Raw genomic sequence first — 23,572 nt, forward strand, 5'->3', positions numbered from 1 at the left:
GGACGACACCGAGTGTGTGGCCGGCCGCTATCCCACCCGCTGTTTTTCGTACGCCTTCAGATGCGTGTAGGCGATACGCAGCTTCGGCACCGGCACCTTGGCGGCATCGGCGCGCGCGATGAGATCGCCGATGACGTGATCGGCTTCGACCGGCAGGCCCGCCTTGATGTCGCGGAACATCGACGCGGTCATCGGCGAGCCCTCGGTGGTGATATTGCCCTTCACCCGCTCGAAGAACGGCCCGCCCGGCGGATAGCCCGACGCGGTCGCGATCGCGCTGGTCTCATCCAGCATGCCGAGCAGGAAATCCCGACCGCCCGGAGCCGCAAGGATGTTGCCGACCGAGGCGCGCATGAGGCTGGTGGATGCCGCGAGCGAGGAGAGGAACACCCACTTCTCCCACATGTCCTGCATGATGTTCTCGCTGGCGGTGGCGCCAGCGATGCCGCTCCTGAAGGCCTCGTCGATTGCCTTCACCCGTTCCGACATCTTGCCGCCGCGCTCGCCGTAATTGATCGACTGCATCGGCTGGAGCTGCACCACCTCGCGCTTATCGTTCAGCGTCGCGGCGATGGCGCAGAGGCCGCCCAGCACGCGCTCCTTGCCGAACTTGGCATCCAGCGTGTCGAGGTGCTTCATGCCGTTGAGCATCGGGATGATGGTGGTGTTCGGCCCGACCGCCGGTGCGAACGACTTGATGGCGTCGTCGAGGTCGAACGCCTTACAGCTCAAGAGCACGACGTCGAGCTTGTCCTTGAGCGCGTCCGCCTGCACGGTCGGCGGATTGTTCAAGGTCACGTCGCCATTCGGGCTCTTGATGACGAGGCCGGCGCTCGCAAGCTCGGTGGCGCGCCGCGGCCGGACCAGGAATGTGACGTCGCGGCCGGCCTGCAACAACCTGCCACCAAAATAGCCGCCGATGGCGCCGGCGCCGACCACGAGGATACGCATGGGATCTTCCTTGTTCTTGCTGTTGGCGGTCTATCTATAGACGCCCTTGCGAGCGAAGCGAAGCAACCCAGAATGTTGCCGCGATCACATTCTGTCGCTGGAGTATGATGCTATTTGCCGAGGACCATCTCCTCGACGTCGCGGAGCTGCTCCTTGCCAAAGAACATCTCGTTGCCGACGAAGAAAGTCGGCGAGCCGAATGCGCCGCGGGCGACTGCCTCCTCCGTGTTCTTGATCAGTCTGCCCTTCACCTCGGGTTCCTGGGTCCGGGCGAACAGCTTCTGCGCATCGAGGCCGGAGGATTCCAGCGCCTTCGCCGCGATCTCAGGATCGTCCATCTTCTTCGGCTCGCGCCACATGTGGTGGAAGGCGGCCTCGACGTATTTTTCGAAGACTCCCTCGAGCTGCGCCGCGATTGCCGCGCGCATCAAATTCAGCGTGTTGACGGGAAAATGCGGATTCCAGACATGGGGCTGGACATGGAAGCGCCTGATGAAGCGCTCGGTCTCAACCTGCTGGAACTCCCGCTTGTTCTTGATGCCGGCCAGCGTCTCGGCCGGCGATTTGTTGTTGGTCGCCTTGAAGATGCCGCCGAGCAGGATCGGCACATATTCGAACTTGACGCCGATCCGCTGCTCGATCGCCGGTATCGCCAGATGGCTGAGATAGGCGTTGGGGCTGCCGAAGTCGAACAGGAATTGCGGGGCGGTGCGGGTCAATATCATTCTCCCTGACGTCGCTTTTTGCTCATTGTGGCGCAGGCCGCGCCACAGGTCCACCGTTTAATGATGGTCATAATACTTTGGGGATCAGATCAGACGCTGGACTGCCTGCTTGCGCCACACCAGGAGGTAATAGCCCATCTGCAGGGCGAGCATGGCGCAGAACACAATCGGATAGGCGGCCCATACGCCCCCAAGGCCGATCGTGCCGCTCAGGATTACCGCAGCCGGCAGCTCGATCGCGACGATCGCGAAGATCGACAGCAGCATCGGCGTGAAGGCGACGCCGGCCGCGCGCATCGCGCCGGAAAACACCGTGGCGAGGCCGAAAGGCACCGAGCTCCACAAGGCGATGTACAGCAGCTCCCTCGCCAGATCGAGCACGGCGCCTTCGGTGATGAAGATGCCAAGCACCGTGCGCGGCACCAGGTAAATCAGCGCCACCAGCCCGCCGGTCAGAGCGAGGTTGAACGCAAGGCCGGTGCGCACGATGCGGTCGAGCCGCGCCCGGTCGCCGGCACCGATCGCCTGCGCACCGAGGATCGAGACCGCGATCGAAATCGACATCGCCGTGAACTGCGTGTAGCCCATCACCTGATTGACGGCGCCATAGGCGGCCGTGGCGTTTGAGCCGAAGCCGTTGACGAGGCCGAGCAGCACCAGCTCCGCGATCGCCATCACCATCATGCCGATCGCGCTCGGCAGCCCGATGCCGAGAATCTTACTGAGCACGGCGCCGTTGAACCGCACCTGACGCAGCAGTGCCGCGTCCGGCGCGAGCGCGTGCTTCCTCCTCAGCAGATAGACGGCCAGCGAGGTCAGCGTGAGCATGTTCGAGATCGCAGCCGCCCACGCCGGACTGGTGATACCCGCCGCCGGCAATCCGGACGCGCCGCGGATCAGCAGTGGCGTCAGAATCAGGCCGATCGCAGTCGACGACGCCAGCGCCAGCAGCGGCGTCAATGTGTCACCGACTCCGCGGATCATCGCCGTCATCAGCAGGAAGATGAAGCCGAGCGGCATGGTCAGCAGCATGATTCGCGCATAGGCGCTGGCCTCATCGAGAATGTCAGCGGGCGTGGCGAGCGCGATCATCAATTGCCGGCTGAAGAGCCCGCCAACCAGTGCAATCGAAATCGACAGCAGCAAGCCGACTGCGAGCGTCGTCCCCACGACGAGCTTGATCCCGTTGTGCTCGCCCGCGCCAAACGCTTGGCCGATCAGCACGGTCGCGCCGGTGCTCAGGCCCATGACCAAGGCGAACAGGAAGAACATCACGGGGAAGAACGCCGAAACGGCGGCGAGCGCGTCGACGCCGATCATCTGGCCGAGATAGACGTTGCTGACAGTGCCGAACAGCGATTGCAGCGCGTTGCTGAGCATTAAGGGAGCAAGGAAGCGGAGGAATGTGGTCCAGAGAGGTGTTGCGGCGGACATGGATTGGCCTTTCATCAGGGCGTGCGAAGCCGTTGCCGCGCAATGCGCGGCTCGGCTGTCGATGGGGTTGTGAAGAGCGGCGCGCGGTTTAAGCGCGGTCGCTGTAGGCGAGCTTGACGATGTGGTCGCGGATGTCGGTCGGCCAGTCCGCGATCAGCCCGGTGAAGCGCCGCCGGTCATCCGCGAACAGCGCGCGCGAGGCTTCCTCGAACTGCGGCAGATTGCCGGCGATGGTCGACATGAAATGATAGGCGGCATCGCGCGCCTGGCGCTCGCGGTCCTTGTCGCCGCTCGCGCGCCTGGCCTCGTCGACCAGCTTGCGCAGCGCGACCGAGGCACCGCCCGCCTGCGCGTTGAGCCACTCCCAGTGTCGCGGTAGCAACGTCACCTCGCGCGCGACCACGCCGAGTTTCGGCCGGCCGCGGCCGCGCGGCTCTGCGGGTGCTTCAGCCTCCTCACTCGGCGGCGGGGCCAGCTTCGCCAGCCGCGCCAGCACCTCGCGGTCATCGCCGCGCAGGTCGAAATCGATCGACCTCCCGGTGCCGTCATCAAAGATGATGATCGGCTGGTCCAGCGATTGCGTGGCTCGCTTGACCGCGAGCGCGACATCGCCGGCCGTGCCGGAGGCCAGCCGACGCTGGCCGACGAAGGCTGTGTAGGTCCCTTGCATTGGAATCATTGCCATTTTGTTCGTGCCGCGAGCTTAATACCCGGGTAAATTCCCGCCGTCAATATACCCGGGTGAAAATATCTGTACCTGCGGCTCGACAATGCGTTTCCGGGCTGGCACGAACGGCGCGGCCGACCGACCACGCCCAATGCTTGGGGACTCCGCGATGCTGACCGTTCACCACCTCAACAATTCCCGCTCGCAGCGCGTGCTGTGGCTACTCGAGGAGTTGGGTGTTCCTTACAAGATCGTGCGCTATCAGCGCCAGCCGGACATGCGCGCGCCGAAGGAGCTGCGCGCCATCCATCCGCTCGGCAAGTCGCCCGTCATCACCGACAACGGCAACACCATCGCCGAGTCAGGCGCGATCATCGAATACCTCATCGCCACCTATGGCAATGGCCGGCTGATTCCGCCGCCGAACACGCCGGAGCGGCTGCGCTACACCTATTGGCTGCACTATGCGGAAGGATCGGCGATGCAGCCGCTGCTCCTGAAGCTGCTGTTCACGCTGATGCCGAAGCGCGCGCCGGCGCTGCTTCGGCCGCTGGTGCGCAAGGTCTGCAACCAGGCGCTGACCGCGCTGGTCAATCCGCAGCTCAAGCAGCACATGGACTATTGGGAAGGTGAGCTTGGCAAGAGCGAATGGTTCGCCGGCGGCGAGTTCACCGCGGCCGACATCCAGATGAGCTTTCCGCTGGAAGCGGCCCAAGCGCGAGGCGGGCTCGAGCAGGGCCATCCCAAGGCCATGGCGTTCCTGGAGCGCATCCACGCGCGGCCGGCTTATGCGCGTGCTCTCGAGAAGGGCGGGCCGTACCAGGTGGGAAGGTAAGCCACTATCTCGTCATTCCGGGGCGGTGCGCAGCACCGAACCCGGAATCTCGAGATCCCGGGTTTGATGCTTCGCATCGCCCGGGGATGACGCCGAGCCGTCAATCCGCGTGCAGCACGCGCCCACGCGTCTCCGGCAGCGCGAACGCGGCGATGAAGAACACCGCATAGGCGACCACCGCAAAAATCGCGATCGCGTTCGCCAGCGACGTCGTCGCCGACAGCGCGCCGACGAGGAATGGAAACAGCGCGCCGATGCCGCGGCCGAAATTGTAGCAAAAGCCCTGGCCGGAGCCGCGCAGTCGCGTCGGATAGAGTTCTGTGAGGAACGCGCCGATTCCGGAGAAATAGCCCGAGGCGAAAAAGCCGAGCGGGAAACCCAGTATCCAGAGGATCTCGTTGGTTAGCGGCAGCTGCGTGTAGAGCAGCACTACTGCCATGGCGCCGAGCGAGAAGATCAGGAACAGATTGCGCCGCCCGATCCGATCGGCAAGCCAGGCACCGGTGAGATAGCCGATGAAGGAGCCGATGATCAGCGTCGACAGATAGCCGGTCGAGCCGACGACGGACAGGTGCCGCTCCTTGGTCAGGAATTGCGGCACCCAGAAGGTGATGGCGTAGTAGCCACCTTGGCAGCCCGTGGCCATCAGAGACGCAAGCACCGTGGTCTTCACGATCGGGAAGGTGAAGATCTCCCAGAGTTTCGGATGACCGCCCGTTTCCGCCTGCTTTGCTCGGGCCTCGGCTGCGATCTCCGGCTCGGCGACGGAGCGGCGGATGTAGAACACCAGCAGTGCCGGTAGCGCACCGATCACGAACATCCAACGCCAGGCCGTCTCCGCCGGCAGAAGCGAGAACAGGATCGCCTGCGACAGCACGGCGAGAGCCCAGCCGACCGCCCAGCCCGACTGCACCGAGCCGACCGCGCGCCCGCGAAATTGCGGCCGGATCGCCTCGCCCATCAGCACGGCGCCGGCGGCCCATTCGCCGCCGAAGCCGAGACCGAGAACGGCGCGCGCGATCAAGAGCTGATCGAAATTCTGCACGACGGCGCAGACCAGGGAGAAGAACGAGAACCAGACGATGGTGATCTGGAGCGTCCTGACACGCCCGATATGGTCGGAGAGATAACCGCCGAGCCAGCCGCCGATGGCGGAGGCGAGCAGCGTCACCGTGCCGGCAAGACCGGCCGAGGCTGCATCGACCTTCCACAGCGCGATGATGGTGCCGATCACCAGCGGGTAGATCATGAAGTCCATGCCGTCGAGCGCCCAGCCCGCCGCGCAGGCCCAGAACGTCCGCCGTTCGGACGTATTCATGTCGCGATAGAAGGCGAGCAGGCTGGTGTCCTCGATCTCGGCGCGTTCGATGCGCTGGTTCGGATCGGCGATGGTCATGTTGCGTTTCCCCGGCAATTGTTTTGGCGGACGGTAGTAGCATGCGCGACGGCCGAGCAAGCCGGCGCGCGCGGTCGTGCCATGCAGAGAGAGCGGGTTTACTGCCCCGCCGCCTCCGCGCCGCGCGTGCGCGGATCGGCCGCGCCGAGCGGTCCGTTCGGCGTCACGAGAATCGAATTGGCCGATGTCTGTCCCATCGGCTCGACGATGAGATGGCCCATCGCCTTAAGCCCGAGCAGCACGTCGTCGGGAAAGCCGCGCTCGACGCGCACTTCATCCGGCAACCATTGGTGATGCAGCCGCGGCGCTGCGACCGCGGCCGCAACATCCATCCTGTAGTCGAGGACGTTCACGATCACCTGAAGCACGGTCGAGATGATGCGGCTGCCGCCAGGCGAGCCCGTCACCAGCACCGGCTTGCCGTCCTTCAGCACGATGGTCGGGGACATCGACGAGAGCGGCCGTTTGCCGGGTCCAGGCAGATTTGCCTCGAAGCCGACGAGGCCATAGGCATTGGAAGCGCCGACCGCCGCCGTGAAATCGTCGAGCTCGTTGTTGAGCAGCACACCGGTGCCTTCGGCGACGAGGCCGACGCCATAGCTGAAGTTCAGCGTGTACGTGTTGCTGACGGCGTTGCCGCGACGGTCGACGACGGAAAAATGCGTGGTGTTGCTGCCCTCGCGCGGCGCGGCAGACGCGGACACGAGGTCATTCGAGGGCGTGGCGCGTTCGGCGGAAATGCCCGCGCGCAGCTTGGCGGCGTAGTCCTTTGCGATGAGCGTCTCGATCGGCGCGTCGACGAAGGCGGGGTCGCCGAGATAGCGCGCACGGTCGGCATAGGCGCGCTTCATGGCCTCGATCAAGAGATGCAGCGATGCCGGCGATCCCTGCCTCAGATCAGCGAGCTGAAACCCCTCGAGGATGTTGAGTGTCTCGACCAGCACCACGCCGCCGGACGAGGGCAGCGGCATCGAGACAATATCATAGCCGCGATAGGTGCCGCGCACCGGCGCGCGGATGACCGGCTGATAGGCTCTGAGGTCGGCCGGCGTCATGATGCCGCCGGCGTCGGTCACGGCCTTGGCGAGCTTCTCCGCGACCGGCCCCTGATAGAAGCCGCGCGGCCCCACTGCGGCTACGGCCGACAACGTTTCGGCGAGATCGCCCTGCACCAGCCGGTCACCTTCGCCCAGCGGCGTGCCATCGGGCCGCGAGAAGATCTTGGCCGAGGAAGGCCAGCGTGCCAGCCGCCGGTGCCAGCTCGGCAGCGTATCGGCAATGTCGTCGCTGACGGTGAAGCCATCGCGCGCGAGCGCGATGGCCGGCGCGAGTAGTTGCGCCAGCGTGAACTGTCCCGAGCCGTATTTGTCCAATGCCAGCGCGAGGCCGGCGACTGTGCCGGGCACACCGATGCCGAGCGCGGAATCGCGCGACTTCGTCGCGTCAGGCTTGCCATCGGCGCCGAGAAATATCTGCGGGGTCGTCGCAGCCGGCGCCGTCTCGCGATAGTCGATCGTGACGTCTTCATTGCGATCGGCGGAATGAATCACCATGAAGCCGCCGCCGCCGATATTGCCGGCGCGCGGGTAGGTCACCGCCATCGCAAAGCCGGTCGCGACCGCAGCATCGATCGCATTGCCGCCGCGCCGCAGGATGTCGGCGCCGACCTGTGCGGAAATCTTCTCCTGCGCCACCACCATGCCGTGCTCGGCGGCGACGGCGCGCACACTGTCGCGTGCAGGCGGGACATAGCCCGTCCGCGCATCCTGAGCGGCCGCCGGAGCGAAGCCAAACGCCAGCGTGGCTATGAAGGCAAAAAATGTCCGCCGTGTCGAATATGACGACATCATCAAACTTCCGCCGCGTGCTCGGGCCAGTTCACACGTCTCGCTGCAATGCTATACGGTTTGCGCCGGTAGAGGCAAAACTGTTCGTGATGAGGACTGCGTGATGACGACGATCGCCCCCGACGTGCGCATGACCAGCACCCCGCGCACCTATCCGCCCCGTGCCGCCATCGTCAGCTGGATCTTCTTCGACTGGGCTGCGCAGCCCTATTTCACGCTGATCACGACCTTTGTGTTCGCGCCCTATTTCGCGAGCAGCGTTGCGCCAAATCCCGCCGCCGGCCAGTCGCTGTGGGGCTTCGCGATGGCCGCGGCGGGCCTTGCGATCGCGCTGCTGTCACCCGTGCTGGGGGCCATCGCCGACGCGGCGGGCCGCAGGAAGCCATGGATCGCAGGCTTCGGCGCGGTGCTGGTGCTGGCGTCCTGCACGCTCTGGATCGGCAAGCCCGGCGATTACGCCATCATTCCGACCTTGCTCACCGCGGTCGCGCTCGCCAGCGTCGGTGCGGAATTCGCCACCGTCTTCAACAATGCGATGATGCCGACCCTGGTGCCGCCGGAACGGATCGGCCGGCTCTCCGGCACAGGCTGGGCTACGGGCTACATCGGCGGCATCGTCAGCCTGGTCATCGTGCTCGGCCTGCTCGCCGCCAATCCCGAGACTGGTCGCACGCTGCTCGGCGTCACACCGTTGTTCGGGCTCGATCCCGTCACGCATCAGGGCGACCGTGCCGCCGGGCCGCTGACGGGGCTGTGGTTCATCATCTTCGTGACGCCGATGTTCCTGTTCACGCCGGATTATCCGGCGAGGCGCCCGTTGCACGAGGCGCTGCGCGAGGGCCTGTGGGAGCTCAAGCAGTCGATCAAAGGGTTGCCCAAGCAGAAGTCGCTCGCGGCGTTCCTGCTCGCCAACATGATCTACACCGATGGTCTCGTGTCGCTGTTCGCGTTTGGGGGCATCTATGCCGCAGGCACGTTCGGCTGGCACACGATCCAGATCGGTACGTTCGGCATCATGCTCGCGATTGCCGGCGCGTTCGGCGCATGGCTCGGCGGCAAGCTCGACGATCGTCTCGGACCGAAGCGCGTGATCGCCGGCAGCATGCTGATCCTGCTGCTGTCGCTGGCGGCGATCCTGCTGGTCGACAAGGATGCGATCTTCTTCATCAAGGTCGCGCCGCCGCAAGCAGGCGCTCCCCTGTTCTCGAGCGCGGCGGAGCGCGCCTATCTCGTGCTGGGCTGTTTGATCGGTGCGGCCGGCGGCCCGCTGCAGGCCGCCTCCCGCACGCTGCTGATCCACCTCGCACCGCACGATCGCATCGCTCAGTATTTCGGCCTGTTCGCGCTGACCGGGAAGGTGACGTCCTTCGTCGGACCGCTCTTGATCGGCATGATCACCGCGGTGACCGCGAGCCAGAAGGCCGGCATGGCCGTGCTGGTGGTGTTCTTCGTTGCGGGACTTGGCCTGTTGATGCGCGTGCGGGAGTAGCCCGCAGCATGCGATCTCACCTCAGTCATTGCGAGGAGCGAAGCGTCGAGGCAATCCAGACTGCCCCCGCGCGAATGAATCTGGATTGCTTCGCTACGCTCGCAATGACGAAGTCAGGACCGATGCGCGCCTAGGGCGAGCTTGTCCGGGACGACAGTGAGGCTCAGTGCCTGAAGTGCCGCGTGCCCGTGAACACCATGGCGATGCCGTGCTCGTCGGCGGCCTTGATCACCTCGTCGTCGCGCATGGAGCCGCCGGGCTGCACCACGGCGGTTGCGCCGGCCTCGATGCAGGCGAGCATGCCGTCGGCGAACGGGAAGAAGGCATCCGACGCCACCACCGAACCCTTGGTGAGCGGCTCAGCCAGCTTCAGCTCGGCTGCGGCATCCTGCGCCTTGCGTGCCGCGATCCGTGCTGAATCCACCCGGCTCATCTGGCCTGCGCCGATCCCGACGGTGGCGAGATCCTTGGCGTAGATGATGGTGTTGGACTTGACGTGTTTTGCCACCCGGAACGCGAATTTCAGGTCACGCATCTCCGCGTCGGTCGGTGCGCGCTTGGTCACGACCTTGAACGTCATGTCGTCGACCACCGCGTTGTCGCGGCTCTGCACCAGCAGGCCGCCCGCGACCGTCTTGGCGGTGAGGCCCGGCGCACGCGGATCGGGCAGGCTGCCGGCGAGCAACAGGCGGAGGTTCTTCTTGCCGCCGATGATGGCGATCGCCTCCTCGCTGGCATCGGGCGCGATGATGACCTCGGTAAAGATCTTCGTGATCTCGCGCGCGGTGTCAGCGTCGAGCGCGCGGTTCATCGCGATGATGCCGCCGAAGGCTGACGTCGAGTCGCACGCAAGCGCCTTGCGATAGGCGGTGACGAGGTCAGGGCCTTCCGCGACGCCGCAAGGATTGGCGTGCTTGACGATGACGCAAGCCGCCGTGCGCTTGGCGTCGAACTCGCCGATGCATTCATAGGCGGCATCGGTGTCGTTGATGTTGTTGTAGGAGAGCTCCTTGCCCTGGAGCTGCCGTGCGGTGGAGACGCCCGGGCGCTTGTCGGGCGTCGCATAGAACGCCGCGGTCTGGTGCGGGTTCTCGCCATAGCGCAGCGACTGGATCAGCCGGCCGCCGAAGGCGCGGAAATCCGGCGCGTCGATTTCGAGCTGCCGAGTGAACCAGTTCGAGATCGCGGCGTCATAGGCCGCGGTGCGCGCGTAGGCTTTCGCGGCAAGCCGGCGGCGCAGCGCAAGCGTGGTCGCGCCGTCATTGTGGGCAAGCTCGTCGAGCACCGCCTTGTAGTCCTGCGCCTCGACGACGACGGCGACATCGTCATGGTTCTTGGCAGCAGCGCGGATCATCGCGGGTCCACCGATGTCGATGTTTTCGATGCAATCCTCGAAGCCGGCGCCTTTGTCGACGGTTGCTTCGAACGGGTAGAGATTGACGACCAGGAGATCGATCGGCGCGATCCCGTGCTTCTTCATCGCGTCCGCATGTTCCTTGTTATCGCGGATCGCGAGCAGGCCGCCATGCACCTTCGGATGCAGCGTCTTGACGCGGCCGTCCATCATCTCGGGGAAGCCGGTCAGGTCGGAGACGTCCTTCACCTTGAGGCCCGTCGCGGCGATCGCTTTTGCGGTGCCGCCGGTCGAAACCAGCTCCACGCCGCGTGCGGCGAGCGCGCGGGCAAACTCGATCAACCCGGTCTTATCGGAAACGGAAAGCAGCGCGCGGGTGACGCGGCGGGTCGTGTTGGTCATGGACAAGATCCTCTGTTGTAAGGAGTACCTATGCCCAGGCGCGCGGCAGCCATATCCCGCGCTTCCCGATGGTGCTCCATCCAAGGTCGCCAGTCGCGCGAGCGCGTGTTCGTTAGCAGCTTTCGACCGTTTTCACAACGCCGGGATGGGCCGAATCGCGCGCGGTTACAACGGAAGTTCCGGCTCGCGCCTGGCGTTGCGGCGGGCGTTGGTGACTGCGGGCGAGGCGGTGGAGCGAACGAAGCTCCAGCGCACCGACGGCGCCTGGCGGGCGTTCTGCCGGATCACGATCTGCGCGGTGCGGCGCGGGCCGTCATTGCCGGCCAGGAACACGCTGTCCTCGAGGTCGACCTTGTCGTCCAATGCTTCAAAGGTCCAGACGTCGCGATTCGGCAGCACCAGCATGACGCCGCGGGCGTCCGACAACCGGCTCGCCTTCACCGCCGGATGCAGATGGAAGCGCAGCGCGAAATCCGCATCGGCACCCTTGAAGCGTCCGCCCTGCGGCGGCGACAGCGTGTCCTCGCCGTCGATACGCGCGCCGTCATTGGTGATCATCAGCACGCGGCGGTGGATCGCCCCGAACTTGCCGAGATAGCCGTCATGCGACGTCGTCAGCAGCATGCCGTTCGGCACCACCTCGCGATAGCTCTCGACCTCGACCGGACCGCTGGTGACGGGTGCGCCGTGCAGGAGCCGTTTCATCGCCGACATCTCGACGAACTGGCATGACGAGGTGTCGTGATAGGTCAGCGTCGAATGCGCCGCCGTGCTGCGTGCGAACGGCCGCCAATTGTCGCGACCCGTGGTCGGCATGCCGCAATTGGTGACGATGCGGCTGATGCCGGAAGACAGTTCGAACGCCAGGCAGCCGGCATGGGCATCATGGCTGACGCCGGCCGGCGGCGGCGGGCCGGTATCGATGATCAGCGTGGTCTGGCCGGCATCGAGGCGCTGGAAGCCGGTATGCGGCATGTTCGCCATCGGCATGCCGTGGGTGTCGTCATAGGCGAGCAGCGTGGCGAGCAGGTCCGAAGAGGTCGCGCTCATGCCGTTGAACAGGGCGAAATTGCCGTCGCCGTGCCGGAAGAAGCGCAGCATCGGCATCATGCGGTCGATCGCATTGAGCAGCGCCGGCGGCGGCGCGATGTTGCGCGCGGCAAAGGTCTGCCGCAGCGGCAAGAGATCGATCAAAAGTTCGATCAGCGCGCCCGGGTTGCGGGAGATGTGTCCACCGTCGGGTAGGATCTGCCGCTGCAATTCATCGGACAGCTTCTTCGAGGCGCTGCGGATGTGACGTGTCTGGTTGGCGAGGCACAGGGCCGCATAGCACAGCGCGATCAGCACCTGGAGCTTTGGCACCCCGTCCGGAATGTCGACCATGGTGTAGCGCAGGAAGCGGATCTCTCGCGCCAGGGCGCGCAGATAGCGCCTATAGAACTTGTTGTCGGTCTCGCCCAGCACCAGCGGCGCCTGCGACAGCAGCGAGATCACGCGCCGGGCCAGCACGTCGGCGCGGCGCGCGACGGGGCGGCGCTTGTTGGCGGGGTTGGCGATCCAGTCCTCGATGAGTGCCCGCGCATTCGCCCGCGTCAGCGCGGTGTCGGCGGCGCGCAAATGACGCAGCCAGCCGAAGCCGAGCAGCGCAACCTCCCAATCCTCCGACGGCGGCTCGAGATCGAAGATCGAGCGGCCGTGGCAATTGACGATCTTGCCGGCGAAGACGAAGCGTCCGGCATAGATCTCGGCGGCGCGGGTCGCGTCCGCGGTGCGCAGGTCGTGCGGTGCGATGATCAGCCGGTCGGTGCGGCCGGGCCAGACCCGCGACAACGCAACGGAACCGCCGCTCGCGCGCGCGAGCATGTTCCGCGCGAAGCGGTTCATGACCAGCGTCGAGATACGTCTGCGTTGAGCGACCGACACGCCTTGCCTTGAAGGGGGAGAGGATCAGTGACGAATCCTTATTAATCCCAAAATCGGACGTCTGACACCACCTTGAACGGCGCGAATCAGCGTCGTGGTCGCAAAATCCAGTGCAAAATCAGGATTTAACGAGCCGGGCCGCGAAAAATCCGTCGAGGCCGCCGAGCTTGGGATCGGCGTTCGGCAGATGGCAGGGCAGGGTGCGAAGATCGCCGTCTCGGTTGAGGATTTCGTCCAGGCCCGCGACCTCCGACGCCTTGATCGGAACGCGGCGAAGCGCAGGCTCGGCGGCGAGCAGCGCCGCCACGGCCTGCTCACCCTCCTCGGGCTCCAGCGAACAGGTGCAATAGACCAGCGTCCCGCCCGGCTTGAGCAGCGACACCGATTTTCGTAGCAGCCGCTGCTGCAGCGAGGCCAGGGCGGCGATGTCGGATTCCTGCCGCAGCCATGCCACGTCGGGATGACGGCGGATCGTGCCGGTCGAGGTACAGGGCGCATCAATCAGGACGCCGTCGAAGGCCTCGGCCGGGCCGGCCCATTCCACGGCGTCAGCGACGACAGTCTCGGCCTGGAGCGACAGTCGCGCCAGGTTTTCGCGCAAACGCGCCACCCGCGCGGGCGAGCGGTCGACGGCCGTGACATGCGCGCCCGATAGCGCCAGCTGTGCGGTCTTGCCGCCGGGGGCGGCGCAGAGATCGGCAATGGACTTGCCTTTGACGTCGCCGAACAGCCGGGCGGGCAGCGCGGCGGCAGCATCCTGCACCCACCATTGTCCCTCGGCGAAGCCGGGCAGCATGGTCACCGAACCGTGCAGCAGCATCCGCACCGTTCCCGTCGGCAGTGTCTCGCCATGCAGACGGCTCGCCCATTGTGCGGGATCCGACTTCACCGTCAGATCGAGCGACGGCTCGTGCCCAAGCGCCAGTGCCATCTCTCGCGCGGTCGCTTCGCCATAATGCGCGCTCCAGCGCGCGAGGAGCCACGGCGGCAGATCCAGCGATTGCGTCGCGACTTCCTCGACCAGCGCCTTGCCCTCGCGCGCACAGCGGCGCAGCACGGCGTTGACGAGGCCGGCATAGCGCGCGGCGCGGCGGTCGGATTGCACGAGGCGAACGGAAAGATCGACCGCGGCATGATCCGGCACGTCCATCCAGAGAATCTGGGCGGCGCCGATCAACAGCGCACTCTGGGCGCGCGGCGCGTCGGAAGGAATGCCCTTGTCGAGCAGGCGGGACAGCACATGGCCGAGCGTGCCGAGCCGGCGCAGCACCGTGGCGACGAGGCGCCGCATCAGCGCGCGGTCGCGGTCGGCCAGCGTCTTCAGTCCGGGATGTGCGCTGCCGCCGTCGAGCTGGTCGTCAAGCGTGCGGTGCTTGTGCAGCACGCCGTCGACGATGTCGGCGGCAATCCGGCGTGCCGCAAGACCTGGCACTTCGGATGGAGGGACGAAACGTTGAGATGGCATGCGGAAGCAAGGTTCTGAGCGAGCGGCAGTTCCGCCGCAAAGGGCGCATGCCTTGAGAAGGCGATCTCTGACACGCGAATATGCCAAATGTAAGAATGTCCTCTCGCGACAGCAGTCTGCAATGACCAATTCAGCAATGCGTAATTGGACCTCGCACTTCCCCTGATCCTGCGCTAGAAACCCGAAGAGATGAGTGACGAGCCCTCCGTTCCCGATCGCAAGCCGCTGCCGCCGGCGGCACAGCGCGCGCTGGCCGAAGCCGAGGCGCGCCGGCAGGCTGCCATCGCCGCGCATGCTGGAGCCGCGCCCAGGGAGCTGCAGGGACCAAAGGGGCCGGAGCCGACCCGCTACGGCGATTGGGAGCGAAATGGCATCGCTTCGGACTTTTGACGCGCCGCGTGACGCGCGCTCGTCTTAAGTGAACTTGCCGGTTCACTCGACTCAGCCGTAGCGTGCAGGAATGTCGCGCTTCGACCCCGGCCATCCATACCGGCCTTCATACAGCGGCTCGCCATTCGGCCGCCGCTTGTCCGGCCTGTTGCCGTGGATGTTCGTGGTTGGCGTTGTGACGGCCGTCGTGCTCGGCCTTCGCCAGGGAACGATCTGGCCCATTCCGCGTGTCGATGACGAACACTCGCGCGATGCCGGGATCATCCTGCAGCAGTCCGACAGGTCCGATGTGAGGCAACCGGTCGAGGTGGTCCGCACCATCGACGGCGATACGTTCCTCGCGCGCCTGCATCGGCGCGACGGGCGCGATCTCGTCGCGCGCGTCCGTCTCCGCGGCATCGATGCGCCCGAGATGAAAGCATCTTGTCGAGATGAATTGGACAAGGCCGAGGCCGCCAGCGATGCGCTACGCAATCTGCTCGGTCAGGGCGGCGTGATGATTTACAACCTCGGTCAGGATAAATACGGCCGCCTTCTCGCCGACGTCGCCACCAAGCGCACCGCCAACGTCTCGGCCGCGTTGCTCGCCGGCGGCTTTGTTCGCAGCTACAATGGCGGCCATCGCGACGGCTGGTGCGCGCGCGGCTGGCGCTTCTGGCAATAAAAAAGCCGCGTCGAAAGACGCGGCTTTCTCATCTCGACCGATTCAGGCGATCAGCGCGTCACGACCACCGTCGTGCCGACGGAGACGCGACCATAGAGATCGGTGATATCGTCGTTCAGCATGCGGATGCAGCCATAGGAGACGAAGCCGCCGACCGAGCCCGGCACGTTGGTGCCGTGGATGGCGTATTCGCCGCCGGCGAGCGTCATCGCCGCAACGCCCATCGGATTGCGCGGCGAGCCGCCCGGAATGACGTCGGGGATGTTCGGCTTGTCGCGCTTTACCTCGGCGGGCGGCGCCCAGGCCGGATTGAGATACTTGCCGTCGATCTTCGTCGTGCCGGCCCATTGCTTGCCGGCCTTGCCGACGCCGACCGGATAGCGCACGGCATGGCCGTTATCGAGGATGAGATAGAGCCGCCGCTCGCTGGTCTTGACCACGATGGTGCCCGGCGAATAGTCGGCCAGATGCGCCCCCACCAGTTCCGGCCGTGCCTCTGCCTCCGTCGACATCGAGACCCCAACCCCGATGGTGGCGGCCAGCGCCACTGCAATCCTCATCGACATCGATGCTTCCCTTTGCCCAAAACAAATCGTCCAAAATGACGCAAAACCCGGCAATTGCCGCCGCGCCGAGCCCTCGTCACGCTCATTGTTAACCGCGCCCGTTAACCGGATGGTTTCCACGCACGGCCGCCGAGGGCCAGCTGGCAGGGGGAACAAAGGAAATGTTCGAAACAAAGTAAATGACCTGAAAACAACACTGGGCGGGAAAGACGCGGGGGAGGCACCGCCCGCTCTGACAATTACGCGAGGAGGTGCCGGGAAGAGCCGGTCTGGTCCGAGGAGCCCGCGGCTATTTGCAGATTCCGGAGCCGATCCAGATTTGGAGACTGCTCGCGGCGACACTGGAATCGACCTTCACGCTCACCCCACCGGGCGCAACGCGTGTGGCTCCAGCAGGAGCGGCGATCCCTGTAATGTCCTTGGCCAGCAGCTCAGCGAACGGGCGGTCGGACGGAGATCCATACCGCACCTCGCACGTCCGCGCCGCTGCCTCGCTCCTGGTGCCGCCCCCGGCCGTGGGCTCCTGCCATTTCCAGCCCAGCGCCCCCACCTCGCGCGCGAACGGCCTGATGTCGCGGTCGCGGTTGAAGTCGCCGGCAAAGACGAGAGAGGCTGTGTAGTCGCCCCGATAAGGCAGCCAGATGCCGAGCTTGTTGGCCTCCATGGTCTGTGGCCGCGGCTTGATGCCGGTACCGAGCAACTCGTTGGTGATCTGAGCGGCTTTGGTGGCGGCCGCAAGACTCTTCGCATCCCCCGCGCGGTAATCAACCCCCGAGCGTGGCGATACGCTGTCCGGCTTGTTGTCGTTGTCGACGTTATCATCCGAGCGGAACTGCTCAAAGCCGGCGTCGTGCAGCTTCGCAAGAAGCGCATCGACCTGCTGCTGAGGACGTTTGGTGTGCAGGTAGATCGTCACTCCCTTGAAAGCAGTCTCCGCCGTTGTGGCCGTAGGGCTCGGCGTCGCAGTTACGTCAGGTATGGAGGGGCGGCCTGCCGGCGGCCGATTCAGCATGACGACGGCGACCGCGACGCCTGCTGCCATTGCGATTGCCAATGCGATCAACCAACCCTGCAATGATCGTGGCTTTCCTCCGGCCGGTTCTGGTTTTGAGGGCCCAGGCTCATCTCCAGCAGGTCGCTCTTTGACAGGTCCGGGGCTGGTCGAACCAGGAAGTTCGTTGGCGGGCGATGACGTCGACTTGGTTGGAGCTGGTTGAACTCCCACTCTCAATTGAACTGCTTGACGAAGCTTCATGAACTCCGGGGCGTTGCGATCGCCTTGCCATTTCGAAAAATCGCCTGTCTGAATACCACGGAAGCCCAGCGGAGGCTTGGCACCGTCCAGCGAGATCGGAACGAGCTTGCCCGCCTCATTGGCGAGCCCGGCTTCATCAAGAACGTATTTGGATTTCGTCGAGGCTTTCGACCACGCGACGATCGTGCACGACGCTCTATTCAGCTCTTCCTCGATCTCCTCGCTGAAGGATCGTGCGATCTGAAGATCGTCATCCCACCACACCGTCCACTCGGTTTCGAGTGCATGAATGATGGGCTCGATCTGCGCGCGATCAACCTTGGCATAGCTGAAAAAAATATCGGCCAAGCACCAGCCCTCGCATAATCGCCCTGGAATAACAACTTCAGGTTAGTCCTGGAATCCTTCGCGAGCAACATTGCAGGATTGGCGACGATGTGGGCCAAAAATGACGGGGCCACGCAAGCGTGGCCCCGGCATGAAGTTCAGAGTTGCGGGGTCCCGGTTCGATGCTCACGCATCACCCGGAACGATCCCGATGACTTACGCCGATTTCCGGTTCTGCCGGTTCTTGACGAGATCGTCGACCACGGCGGGATCGGCCAGGGTCGAAGTGTCCCCTAAGCTACCGGGCTCGTCCTCGGCGATCTTGCGCAGGATGCGCCGCATGATCTTGCCCGAGCGGGTTTTGGGCAGACCCGGCGCGAACTGGATCTGGTCGGGCGAAGCGATCGGGCCGATCTCCTTGCGCACCCAGGTGACGAGTTCTTTCCGCAGATCGTCGGTCGGCTGCACGCCGGCCATCAGAGTGACATAGGCGTAGATGCCCTGACCCTTGATGTCGTGCGGAAAGCCGACCACGGCGGCCTCCGACACCTTCTCATGCGCGACCAGCGCGCTCTCGACTTCCGCGGTGCCCATGCGATGGCCGGAGACGTTGATCACGTCGTCGACGCGGCCGGTGATCCAGTAATAGCCGTCGGCGTCGCGTCGGCAGCCGTCGCCCGTAAAATACTTGCCCTTGTAGGTCGAGAAATAGGTCTGCTCGAAACGGGCGTGGTCGCCGTAGACCGTGCGCATCTGGCCCGGCCATGAGCGCGTGAGACAGAGATTGCCGGTGGTCTCGCCTTCCAGCACCTTGCCGTCGGCGTCGACGATCTCCGGCACCACGCCGAAGAACGGCTGCGTCGCCGAGCCCGGCTTCAGCTTGGTCGCGCCCGGCAGTGGCGTGATCAGGATGCCGCCGGTTTCGGTCTGCCACCAGGTGTCGACGATCGGGCAGCGGTCGTCGCCGACGACGCGGTGATACCACTCCCAGGCTTCCGGATTGATGGGCTCGCCGACCGAGCCGAGCAGGCGAAGCGAGGCGCGCGAGGTCCTTTTCACCGGCTCGTCGCCGCCCTGCATGAGTGCACGGATCGCAGTCGGCGCGGTGTAGAAGATGTTGACCTTGTGCTTGTCGATGACGTTCCAGAACCGCGAATTGTCAGGATAGTTCGGTACGCCCTCGAACATCAGCGTGGTCGCCCCGTTCGCCAGCGGTCCGTACAGGATGTAGCTGTGGCCGGTGACCCAGCCGACGTCCGCGGTGCACCAGTAGATGTCGCCGTCGTGATAGTCGAAGACGTATTGATGCGTCATCGCGGCATAGACGAGATAGCCGCCCGTCGTGTGCAGCACGCCCTTGGGCTGGCCGGTCGAGCCCGAGGTGTAGAGGATGAACAGCGGATCCTCGGCGTGCATGTGCTCGAGCGGGCATTCCGTCGTCACCATCGCCGCCGCCTCGTGGTACCAGAGGTCGCGGGTCGGGTTCATGTCGACCTTGCCGCCGGTGCGTTTGACAACGACGACCCAGTCGACGCCGTCCGTCTTGGCGAGCGCAGCGTCGACATTGGCTTTCAGCGGCACCTTCTTGCCGCCGCGCAGGCCTTCGTCCGCGGTGATGATGACCTTGGATTGGCAGTCATTGATGCGCTGGGCGAGACTGTCCGGCGAGAAGCCCGCGAACACCACGGAGTGGATCGCGCCGATGCGTGCACAGGCCAGCATCGCATAGGCGGCTTCGGGAATCATCGGCAGGTAGATGGTGACGCGGTCGCCCTTCTTGACGTTGCGGGTGCGCAAGATGTTGGCCATCCGGCAGACCTCGTCGTGCAGCTCCTTGTAGGTGATGTGCTTTGACTGCGAGGGATCGTCGCCTTCCCAGATGATCGCGGTCTGGTTGGCGCGCGCAGGCAGATGCCGATCGATGCAGTTGTGGGCGACGTTGAGGACACCGTCCTCGAACCATTTGATCGAGATGTTGCCGGGGGCGAACGAGACGTTCTCGATTTTCGTCGGCGCCTTCATCCAGTCGATGCGCTTGGCCTGCTCCGCCCAGAAACCGTTCGGGTCCGAGATCGAGCGGGCGTACATCTCCTTGTACTTGGCCTGGTCGATCCAGGCGCGTTTCGCCCACTCCGCGGGGACGTCGTAGATCTTCTCGGACATGCTTCCCTCCACATACGGCGGGCCGAACGCAGCGATCGGCGAGCCGACTTGATCATTGACTGATTATGCGTCGGGCTAGCCGGACCCGACAAGGAGCACAAGCTGGACCTTCGGTGGGCTGCCGGCCATGCGGAGGATCAAGGCCATCTGCCGCGACCGTCGCGGATCTGAAACAGGCCCGCGGGCGCCTTTTGGGGTGTTTACCCCGTTTGTGCGGAACAGCCCGGCGCGGAGCCTCATGCATCATTGGAGGTATTTAGCAACCTCCTCTCACTGATTCGGGACTCGCAATACGGTTCGGAACACCCTAAATGGCCAACCCGGGTCCAAGGAGACCCCCGGAACAAAAATCAGAACAGCGGCATTGATCGATAACAGACAGGGCTAAAGGCATAAGACTATGATGGATCAGCAGAATCTCGGGACGATGCGGCCCGCTTCAGCCGATCCTGCGGCCATTGCCCTCGCCAAAGCCCTTGGACAATGGCCGAAACCGGCGCCCTTCAGGCGCCCGAGCCCGAAGAAGGTCTTCGATACGGCGCCCGCAGCGACGGTCGAGGCGCTTGCCAAGGAACTCGGCCTGCGGCTCGGCGACCAGAACGAGCTGACCATCCGCCGTATCAAGCGCGGCAAGGGCTACTTATTCGTCCGTCCCAATGGCGCGCACATCCGTGATGCCCGCACCATCCGCCGGCTGCACGCGATGGCGGTGCCGCCGGCCTATCGCGAGGTACGCTACTCCGCCGATCCGAACTCGCACCTTCAGGCCGTGGGCCGCGATGCCGCGGGCCGGCTGCAATATCGCTATCACGCCGACTGGGAGAAGGTGCGCGAGCAGCGCAAGGCGCATCGGCTGGAGAAGCTCGTCGGCGCGCTGCCAAAAATCCGGCGCAAGGTTTCGGCGTTCCTGTCGGGGGACGAGCCGACGCGCGAGTTCGCGCTCTCGGCCGTGATCGAGCTGATCGCGCGCACCGCGATCCGTCCGGGTAACGAATCCTATGCCCGCCTCAACGGCACCCGCGGCGCCACCACGCTGCTGAAGTCCAACGTTATCTTGGAAGGCGACAGCTTCGTGCTGACCTTCAAGGCCAAGGGCGGCAAGGCGGTGCGCAAGGAGTGCGACGCGGCCAAGCTGGTGCGCGCCATCGGCATTTTGCAGGGCGTCCCGGGCAAGCGCATGTTCCAGTATCGCGATGCCTACGGCATCGTGCGCGCGGTCAACACCACGCAGGTGAATGCGTTCTTGCGCGAGATCGCGGGCATCAAGATCTCGCTGAAGGATTTTCGCACGCTGATGGCGTCCGCCGTCGTGGTGGAATCGCTGTCGCGGATCACGCCGGCGACCAGCCAGCGCGGCCGCAAGAAGCAGGTGCTGGATGCGATCCGCGCCGCGGCGGACAAGCTCTCCAACACGCCGGCAATCTGCCGCAAGAGCTACGTCCATGACACCATCGTCACTGCGTTCGAGGAGGGCATCCTCGAGCGCTTCGCCGCGACCATGAAGGGCCAGCGTTCGCAGGCAAGACGCGAGCAGCTGCTGGCGCAGGTGGTGGCGACCGCGGCCGTGTAAGCCGCCCGACGTCCCTACGTCTTGTCTGAAACACCATTGTCCGGGCCCGGGGTCGCTGCCGGCGGCTGCGCGCGCGAGACGTCCCAGATAATGCGCCCATCCCTTCGCATGCGCGGCGGCCTGCGCCTCGCTCGGCAGGCCGCTATGGGTCATGCGCAGCAGCGTGCCGCCGTCGCGCTCGATCAGGTCGATCTCGATCAGGCTCGATCCGGGCGGCACTTCCTGACCGCCCTCCCAGCCGAATGTGTAGGCCAGGCGATGCACCGGCACGACCTCGCGAAAGGCGCCGCGGGCAACGCCATCGCGCGGACCGATACCCTTGAGCAGGTAGAGCCCGCCCGGATGTGGTTCCGTGGTCGCGTCGGAGCCCATCCAGCTGAGGATCTTCTCGGGGTCGGTGAGATAGGCGAAGACCGTGGCACGTGGGGCCGCGATCTGGGTCTCGCGCCGCACCATGAACGGCTCGGTCATTGGCGATCATCCCTCGTCTTGCCTTAGGCTGACCTTGGGACATGGCGGCGCTGCGGGGCTCCGTCAAGGATTGCCCGTGACAAAGACGGCCCGGCTTCGCCATCATCGGACCATGGATCTATCTCCGACCCTCGCCTGGCTCGTCGATGCCGCCTCGGATTGTCCCGGAGCCGACCGCCTGCTCGCGGAGCTCGGCGCTCATCTGGTGGCCGACGGCGTGCCGCTTGCGGCAGGCAGCCTGACGCTGGAGGTGCCGCACCCGCTGATCGCGAAGCGCACGTGGTTGTGGCGGGCTGATCGCGGTCAGGTGATCGAAGCGCTTGGCTTCGTGCCTGGCGGGCTGGCGCCGGACCCGCCGAACGATGCCGGCCGCCGCTGGCTGCGCGACATCGCGCACGGCGAGGTGCACGAAGACATCGTCGGCCGGCTCGATGGGCCGCAACTGGGCTGGATCGGTCCGCGTCCGTTCACTGCAGACGAGATCGAGCAATTGCGCCAGGCCGCGCGCTTTGCCGCGACGCCCCTTGCCGTGCTCGCGGCGCGTGCCACTTTGCGCGCGACACTGGATGCCTATCTCGGCAAGCGCAGCGCAGAGCGGGTGCTGGCGGCACCCTTGCGGCGCGACCTCGGCGAGACCATTCAGGCTGCGCTGCTCTATGCGGACCTGCGCAATTTCACGAGCTTGTCGGAAACCGCGCCGCCGGCCCAGGTCATCGCGGCGCTCGACGCCTGGTTCGACCGCATCGCCGGCGCGGTTCATGCCTTCGGCGGCGAGGTGCTGAAATTCATCGGCGACGGCGTGCTCGCGATCTTCCCGGTGCTCGAGGCATCGCCGCGCCGCGCCTGCGATGCCGCTCTCCGTGCGGCGAGTGCCGCCGAAGCCGGGATGGCCTATCTCAACGCCGAGCGCCGCGCGCAAGGGCTGCCGTCGCTCGCGTTCGGTGCGGCGCTCCATCTCGGCGAGATGCTCTGGGGCAATATCGGCGCCGCCAACCGGCTCGATTTCACCGCGATCGGTCCCGCCGTCAATCTCGCCAGTCGTCTCGAGGGATTGTGCAAGCCGCTCGGGCGGACCGTGCTCGTGTCGGGGGCGCTTGCGGCCGAGACGGACATGCCGTTGATCGCACTCGGATCGCATTCGCTGCGCGGGATTGCAGCGCCTTGTGAGGTGTTTGCGTTACCGGATCCGCAAGCCCGGGTATCGTAGCCCGAATGGAGCGAAGCGCAATCCGGGCTACGGCAGCTTCGGCTAGATTCCGCCCATCTTGCAGACGAGTTTCCATTCCTCTGCCGTCACCGGTTGCACCGAGAGGCGCGAATATTTCACCAGCGCCATATCGGCGAGCTTCTTCTCGGCCTTGATCGCAGCCATCGTTACTGGCGTCTTCAAGGGCTTGTCGGCCTTGATGTCGACGCAGACGAATTTGCCGGTCTTGTCGGTCGGGTCGGGATAGGCCTCCTTGATGATCTCCGCGATCCCGACGATCTCCTTGCCCTCGTTGGAATGATAAAAGAACGCCTTGTCGCCCTTCTTCATGTTCACGAGGTTCTGGCGCGCAGTGAAATTGCGCACGCCGGTCCAGGCCTCGCCCTTGGCGCCCTTCGCAACCTGCTGCTCCCAGGACCACACCGACGGTTCGGATTTCACCAGCCAGTAGTTCATAATGCGCCCTGTCCA

At 65.2% G+C, this 23,572-nt stretch carries 19 protein-coding genes, 1 pseudogene and 1 riboswitch; of the genes and pseudogenes, 6 read left to right on the top strand and 14 right to left on the bottom strand.

All coding sequences use genetic code 11. The features are described 5' to 3' along the window. Positions 1-27: 27 nt before the first annotated feature. The 4 genes from panE to P6U27_RS01180 all read right to left on the bottom strand — a co-directional run bounded on the left by panE (position 28) and on the right by P6U27_RS01180 (position 3,795). Positions 28-951: a 2-dehydropantoate 2-reductase gene (gene panE / locus P6U27_RS01165; RefSeq protein ID WP_407193576.1), complete on the bottom strand. Its 924-nt coding sequence runs from the start codon at positions 949-951 to the stop codon at positions 28-30. Between the two features lie 110 nt (positions 952-1,061). Continuing rightward, complete coding sequence (locus P6U27_RS01170; protein ID WP_174221541.1) at positions 1,062-1,670, bottom strand: 2-hydroxychromene-2-carboxylate isomerase; 609 nt, start codon at positions 1,668-1,670, stop codon at positions 1,062-1,064. Positions 1,671-1,760: 90 nt separating this feature from the next. Beyond that, positions 1,761-3,125 (bottom strand): MATE family efflux transporter, encoded by a 1,365-nt coding sequence (locus P6U27_RS01175; RefSeq protein WP_122400297.1) that lies wholly within the window; start codon positions 3,123-3,125, stop codon positions 1,761-1,763. A gap of 73 nt (positions 3,126-3,198) precedes the next feature. After that, complete coding sequence (locus P6U27_RS01180) at positions 3,199-3,795, bottom strand: DUF2239 family protein (protein ID WP_122400298.1); 597 nt, start codon at positions 3,793-3,795, stop codon at positions 3,199-3,201. 151 nt (positions 3,796-3,946) lie between these two features. Here P6U27_RS01180 and P6U27_RS01185 point away from each other — a divergent pair, with 151 nt between their 5' ends. Beyond that, a complete protein-coding gene (locus P6U27_RS01185; RefSeq protein ID WP_407193577.1) occupies positions 3,947-4,612 on the top strand; it encodes a glutathione S-transferase family protein in 666 nt (221 codons plus the stop codon). A 100-nt stretch (positions 4,613-4,712) separates the two neighbouring features. Here the strand turns inward: P6U27_RS01185 and P6U27_RS01190 are convergent, their stop codons facing one another. Then, positions 4,713-6,008: an MFS transporter gene (locus P6U27_RS01190; protein WP_407193578.1), complete on the bottom strand. Its 1,296-nt coding sequence runs from the start codon at positions 6,006-6,008 to the stop codon at positions 4,713-4,715. A 98-nt stretch (positions 6,009-6,106) separates the two neighbouring features. Further along, the gene (ggt, locus tag P6U27_RS01195; RefSeq protein ID WP_407193579.1) at positions 6,107-7,858 is read right to left on the bottom strand and encodes a gamma-glutamyltransferase; all 1,752 of its coding nucleotides are present in this window, start codon (positions 7,856-7,858) and stop codon (positions 6,107-6,109) included. A 100-nt stretch (positions 7,859-7,958) separates the two neighbouring features. On the opposite strand from ggt, the gene P6U27_RS01200 reads away from it, so the two are divergent. Continuing rightward, positions 7,959-9,344, top strand: coding sequence for an MFS transporter (locus P6U27_RS01200; protein WP_122400301.1), 1,386 nt, complete (start codon positions 7,959-7,961; stop codon positions 9,342-9,344). Between the two features lie 163 nt (positions 9,345-9,507). Here the strand turns inward: P6U27_RS01200 and purH are convergent, their stop codons facing one another. From purH to P6U27_RS01215, 3 genes are all read right to left on the bottom strand, one after another. After that, complete coding sequence (purH, locus tag P6U27_RS01205) at positions 9,508-11,100, bottom strand: bifunctional phosphoribosylaminoimidazolecarboxamide formyltransferase/IMP cyclohydrolase (protein WP_209294900.1); 1,593 nt, start codon at positions 11,098-11,100, stop codon at positions 9,508-9,510. A gap of 25 nt (positions 11,101-11,125) precedes the next feature. Next, positions 11,126-11,207, bottom strand: a riboswitch (ZMP/ZTP riboswitch). A gap of 58 nt (positions 11,208-11,265) precedes the next feature. Then, positions 11,266-12,984 carry a heparinase II/III family protein gene (locus P6U27_RS01210; RefSeq protein ID WP_164937011.1) on the bottom strand — a complete coding sequence of 573 codons (1,719 nt, stop codon included), beginning with the start codon at positions 12,982-12,984 and terminating at the stop codon, positions 11,266-11,268. 157 nt (positions 12,985-13,141) lie between these two features. Then, positions 13,142-14,488 carry an RsmB/NOP family class I SAM-dependent RNA methyltransferase gene (locus tag P6U27_RS01215; protein ID WP_129144331.1) on the bottom strand — a complete coding sequence of 449 codons (1,347 nt, stop codon included), beginning with the start codon at positions 14,486-14,488 and terminating at the stop codon, positions 13,142-13,144. Between the two features lie 189 nt (positions 14,489-14,677). Between P6U27_RS01215 and P6U27_RS01220 the strand changes: the two genes are divergently transcribed. Both P6U27_RS01220 and P6U27_RS01225 read left to right on the top strand, forming a co-directional pair. Then, positions 14,678-14,878 carry a DUF1674 domain-containing protein gene (locus P6U27_RS01220; protein ID WP_129144330.1) on the top strand — a complete coding sequence of 67 codons (201 nt, stop codon included), beginning with the start codon at positions 14,678-14,680 and terminating at the stop codon, positions 14,876-14,878. Between the two features lie 70 nt (positions 14,879-14,948). Beyond that, positions 14,949-15,542, top strand: a complete 594-nt coding sequence (locus tag P6U27_RS01225) for a thermonuclease family protein (protein WP_129144329.1) — start codon at positions 14,949-14,951, stop codon at positions 15,540-15,542. Between the two features lie 50 nt (positions 15,543-15,592). On the opposite strand, the gene P6U27_RS01230 is transcribed toward P6U27_RS01225, so the two are convergent. The 3 genes from P6U27_RS01230 to acs all read right to left on the bottom strand — a co-directional run bounded on the left by P6U27_RS01230 (position 15,593) and on the right by acs (position 19,853). Next, entirely contained in the window at positions 15,593-16,108 is a 516-nt protein-coding gene (locus P6U27_RS01230) for a L,D-transpeptidase (RefSeq protein ID WP_129144328.1), read from the bottom strand. 289 nt (positions 16,109-16,397) lie between these two features. Continuing rightward, positions 16,398-17,711 (bottom strand): toll/interleukin-1 receptor domain-containing protein, encoded by a 1,314-nt coding sequence (locus P6U27_RS01235; protein ID WP_164937010.1) that lies wholly within the window; start codon positions 17,709-17,711, stop codon positions 16,398-16,400. A 195-nt stretch (positions 17,712-17,906) separates the two neighbouring features. Beyond that, positions 17,907-19,853, bottom strand: a complete 1,947-nt coding sequence (acs, locus tag P6U27_RS01240) for an acetate--CoA ligase (RefSeq protein WP_162500059.1) — start codon at positions 19,851-19,853, stop codon at positions 17,907-17,909. Positions 19,854-20,253: 400 nt separating this feature from the next. On the opposite strand from acs, the gene P6U27_RS01245 reads away from it, so the two are divergent. Continuing rightward, positions 20,254-21,423, top strand: coding sequence for a DNA topoisomerase IB (locus P6U27_RS01245; protein ID WP_122400309.1), 1,170 nt, complete (start codon positions 20,254-20,256; stop codon positions 21,421-21,423). Positions 21,424-21,437: 14 nt separating this feature from the next. Here P6U27_RS01245 and P6U27_RS01250 read toward each other — a convergent pair. Continuing rightward, positions 21,438-21,894 (bottom strand): annotated as a pseudogene (locus tag P6U27_RS01250) (SRPBCC domain-containing protein). 112 nt (positions 21,895-22,006) lie between these two features. Between P6U27_RS01250 and P6U27_RS01255 the strand changes: the two are divergent. Then, the gene (locus P6U27_RS01255; protein ID WP_407123127.1) at positions 22,007-23,101 is read left to right on the top strand and encodes an adenylate/guanylate cyclase domain-containing protein; all 1,095 of its coding nucleotides are present in this window, start codon (positions 22,007-22,009) and stop codon (positions 23,099-23,101) included. A gap of 42 nt (positions 23,102-23,143) precedes the next feature. Here P6U27_RS01255 and P6U27_RS01260 read toward each other — a convergent pair whose 3' ends face one another. Next, on the bottom strand, positions 23,144-23,557 hold the full coding sequence (locus P6U27_RS01260) for an EVE domain-containing protein (RefSeq protein WP_122400312.1): 414 nt from the start codon (positions 23,555-23,557) through the stop codon (positions 23,144-23,146). Positions 23,558-23,572: the final 15 nt, after the last annotated feature.

Source organism: Bradyrhizobium sp. STM 3566, from assembly GCF_045571445.1.
Taxonomy (GTDB): Bacteria; Pseudomonadota; Alphaproteobacteria; order Rhizobiales; family Xanthobacteraceae; genus Bradyrhizobium; species Bradyrhizobium vignae.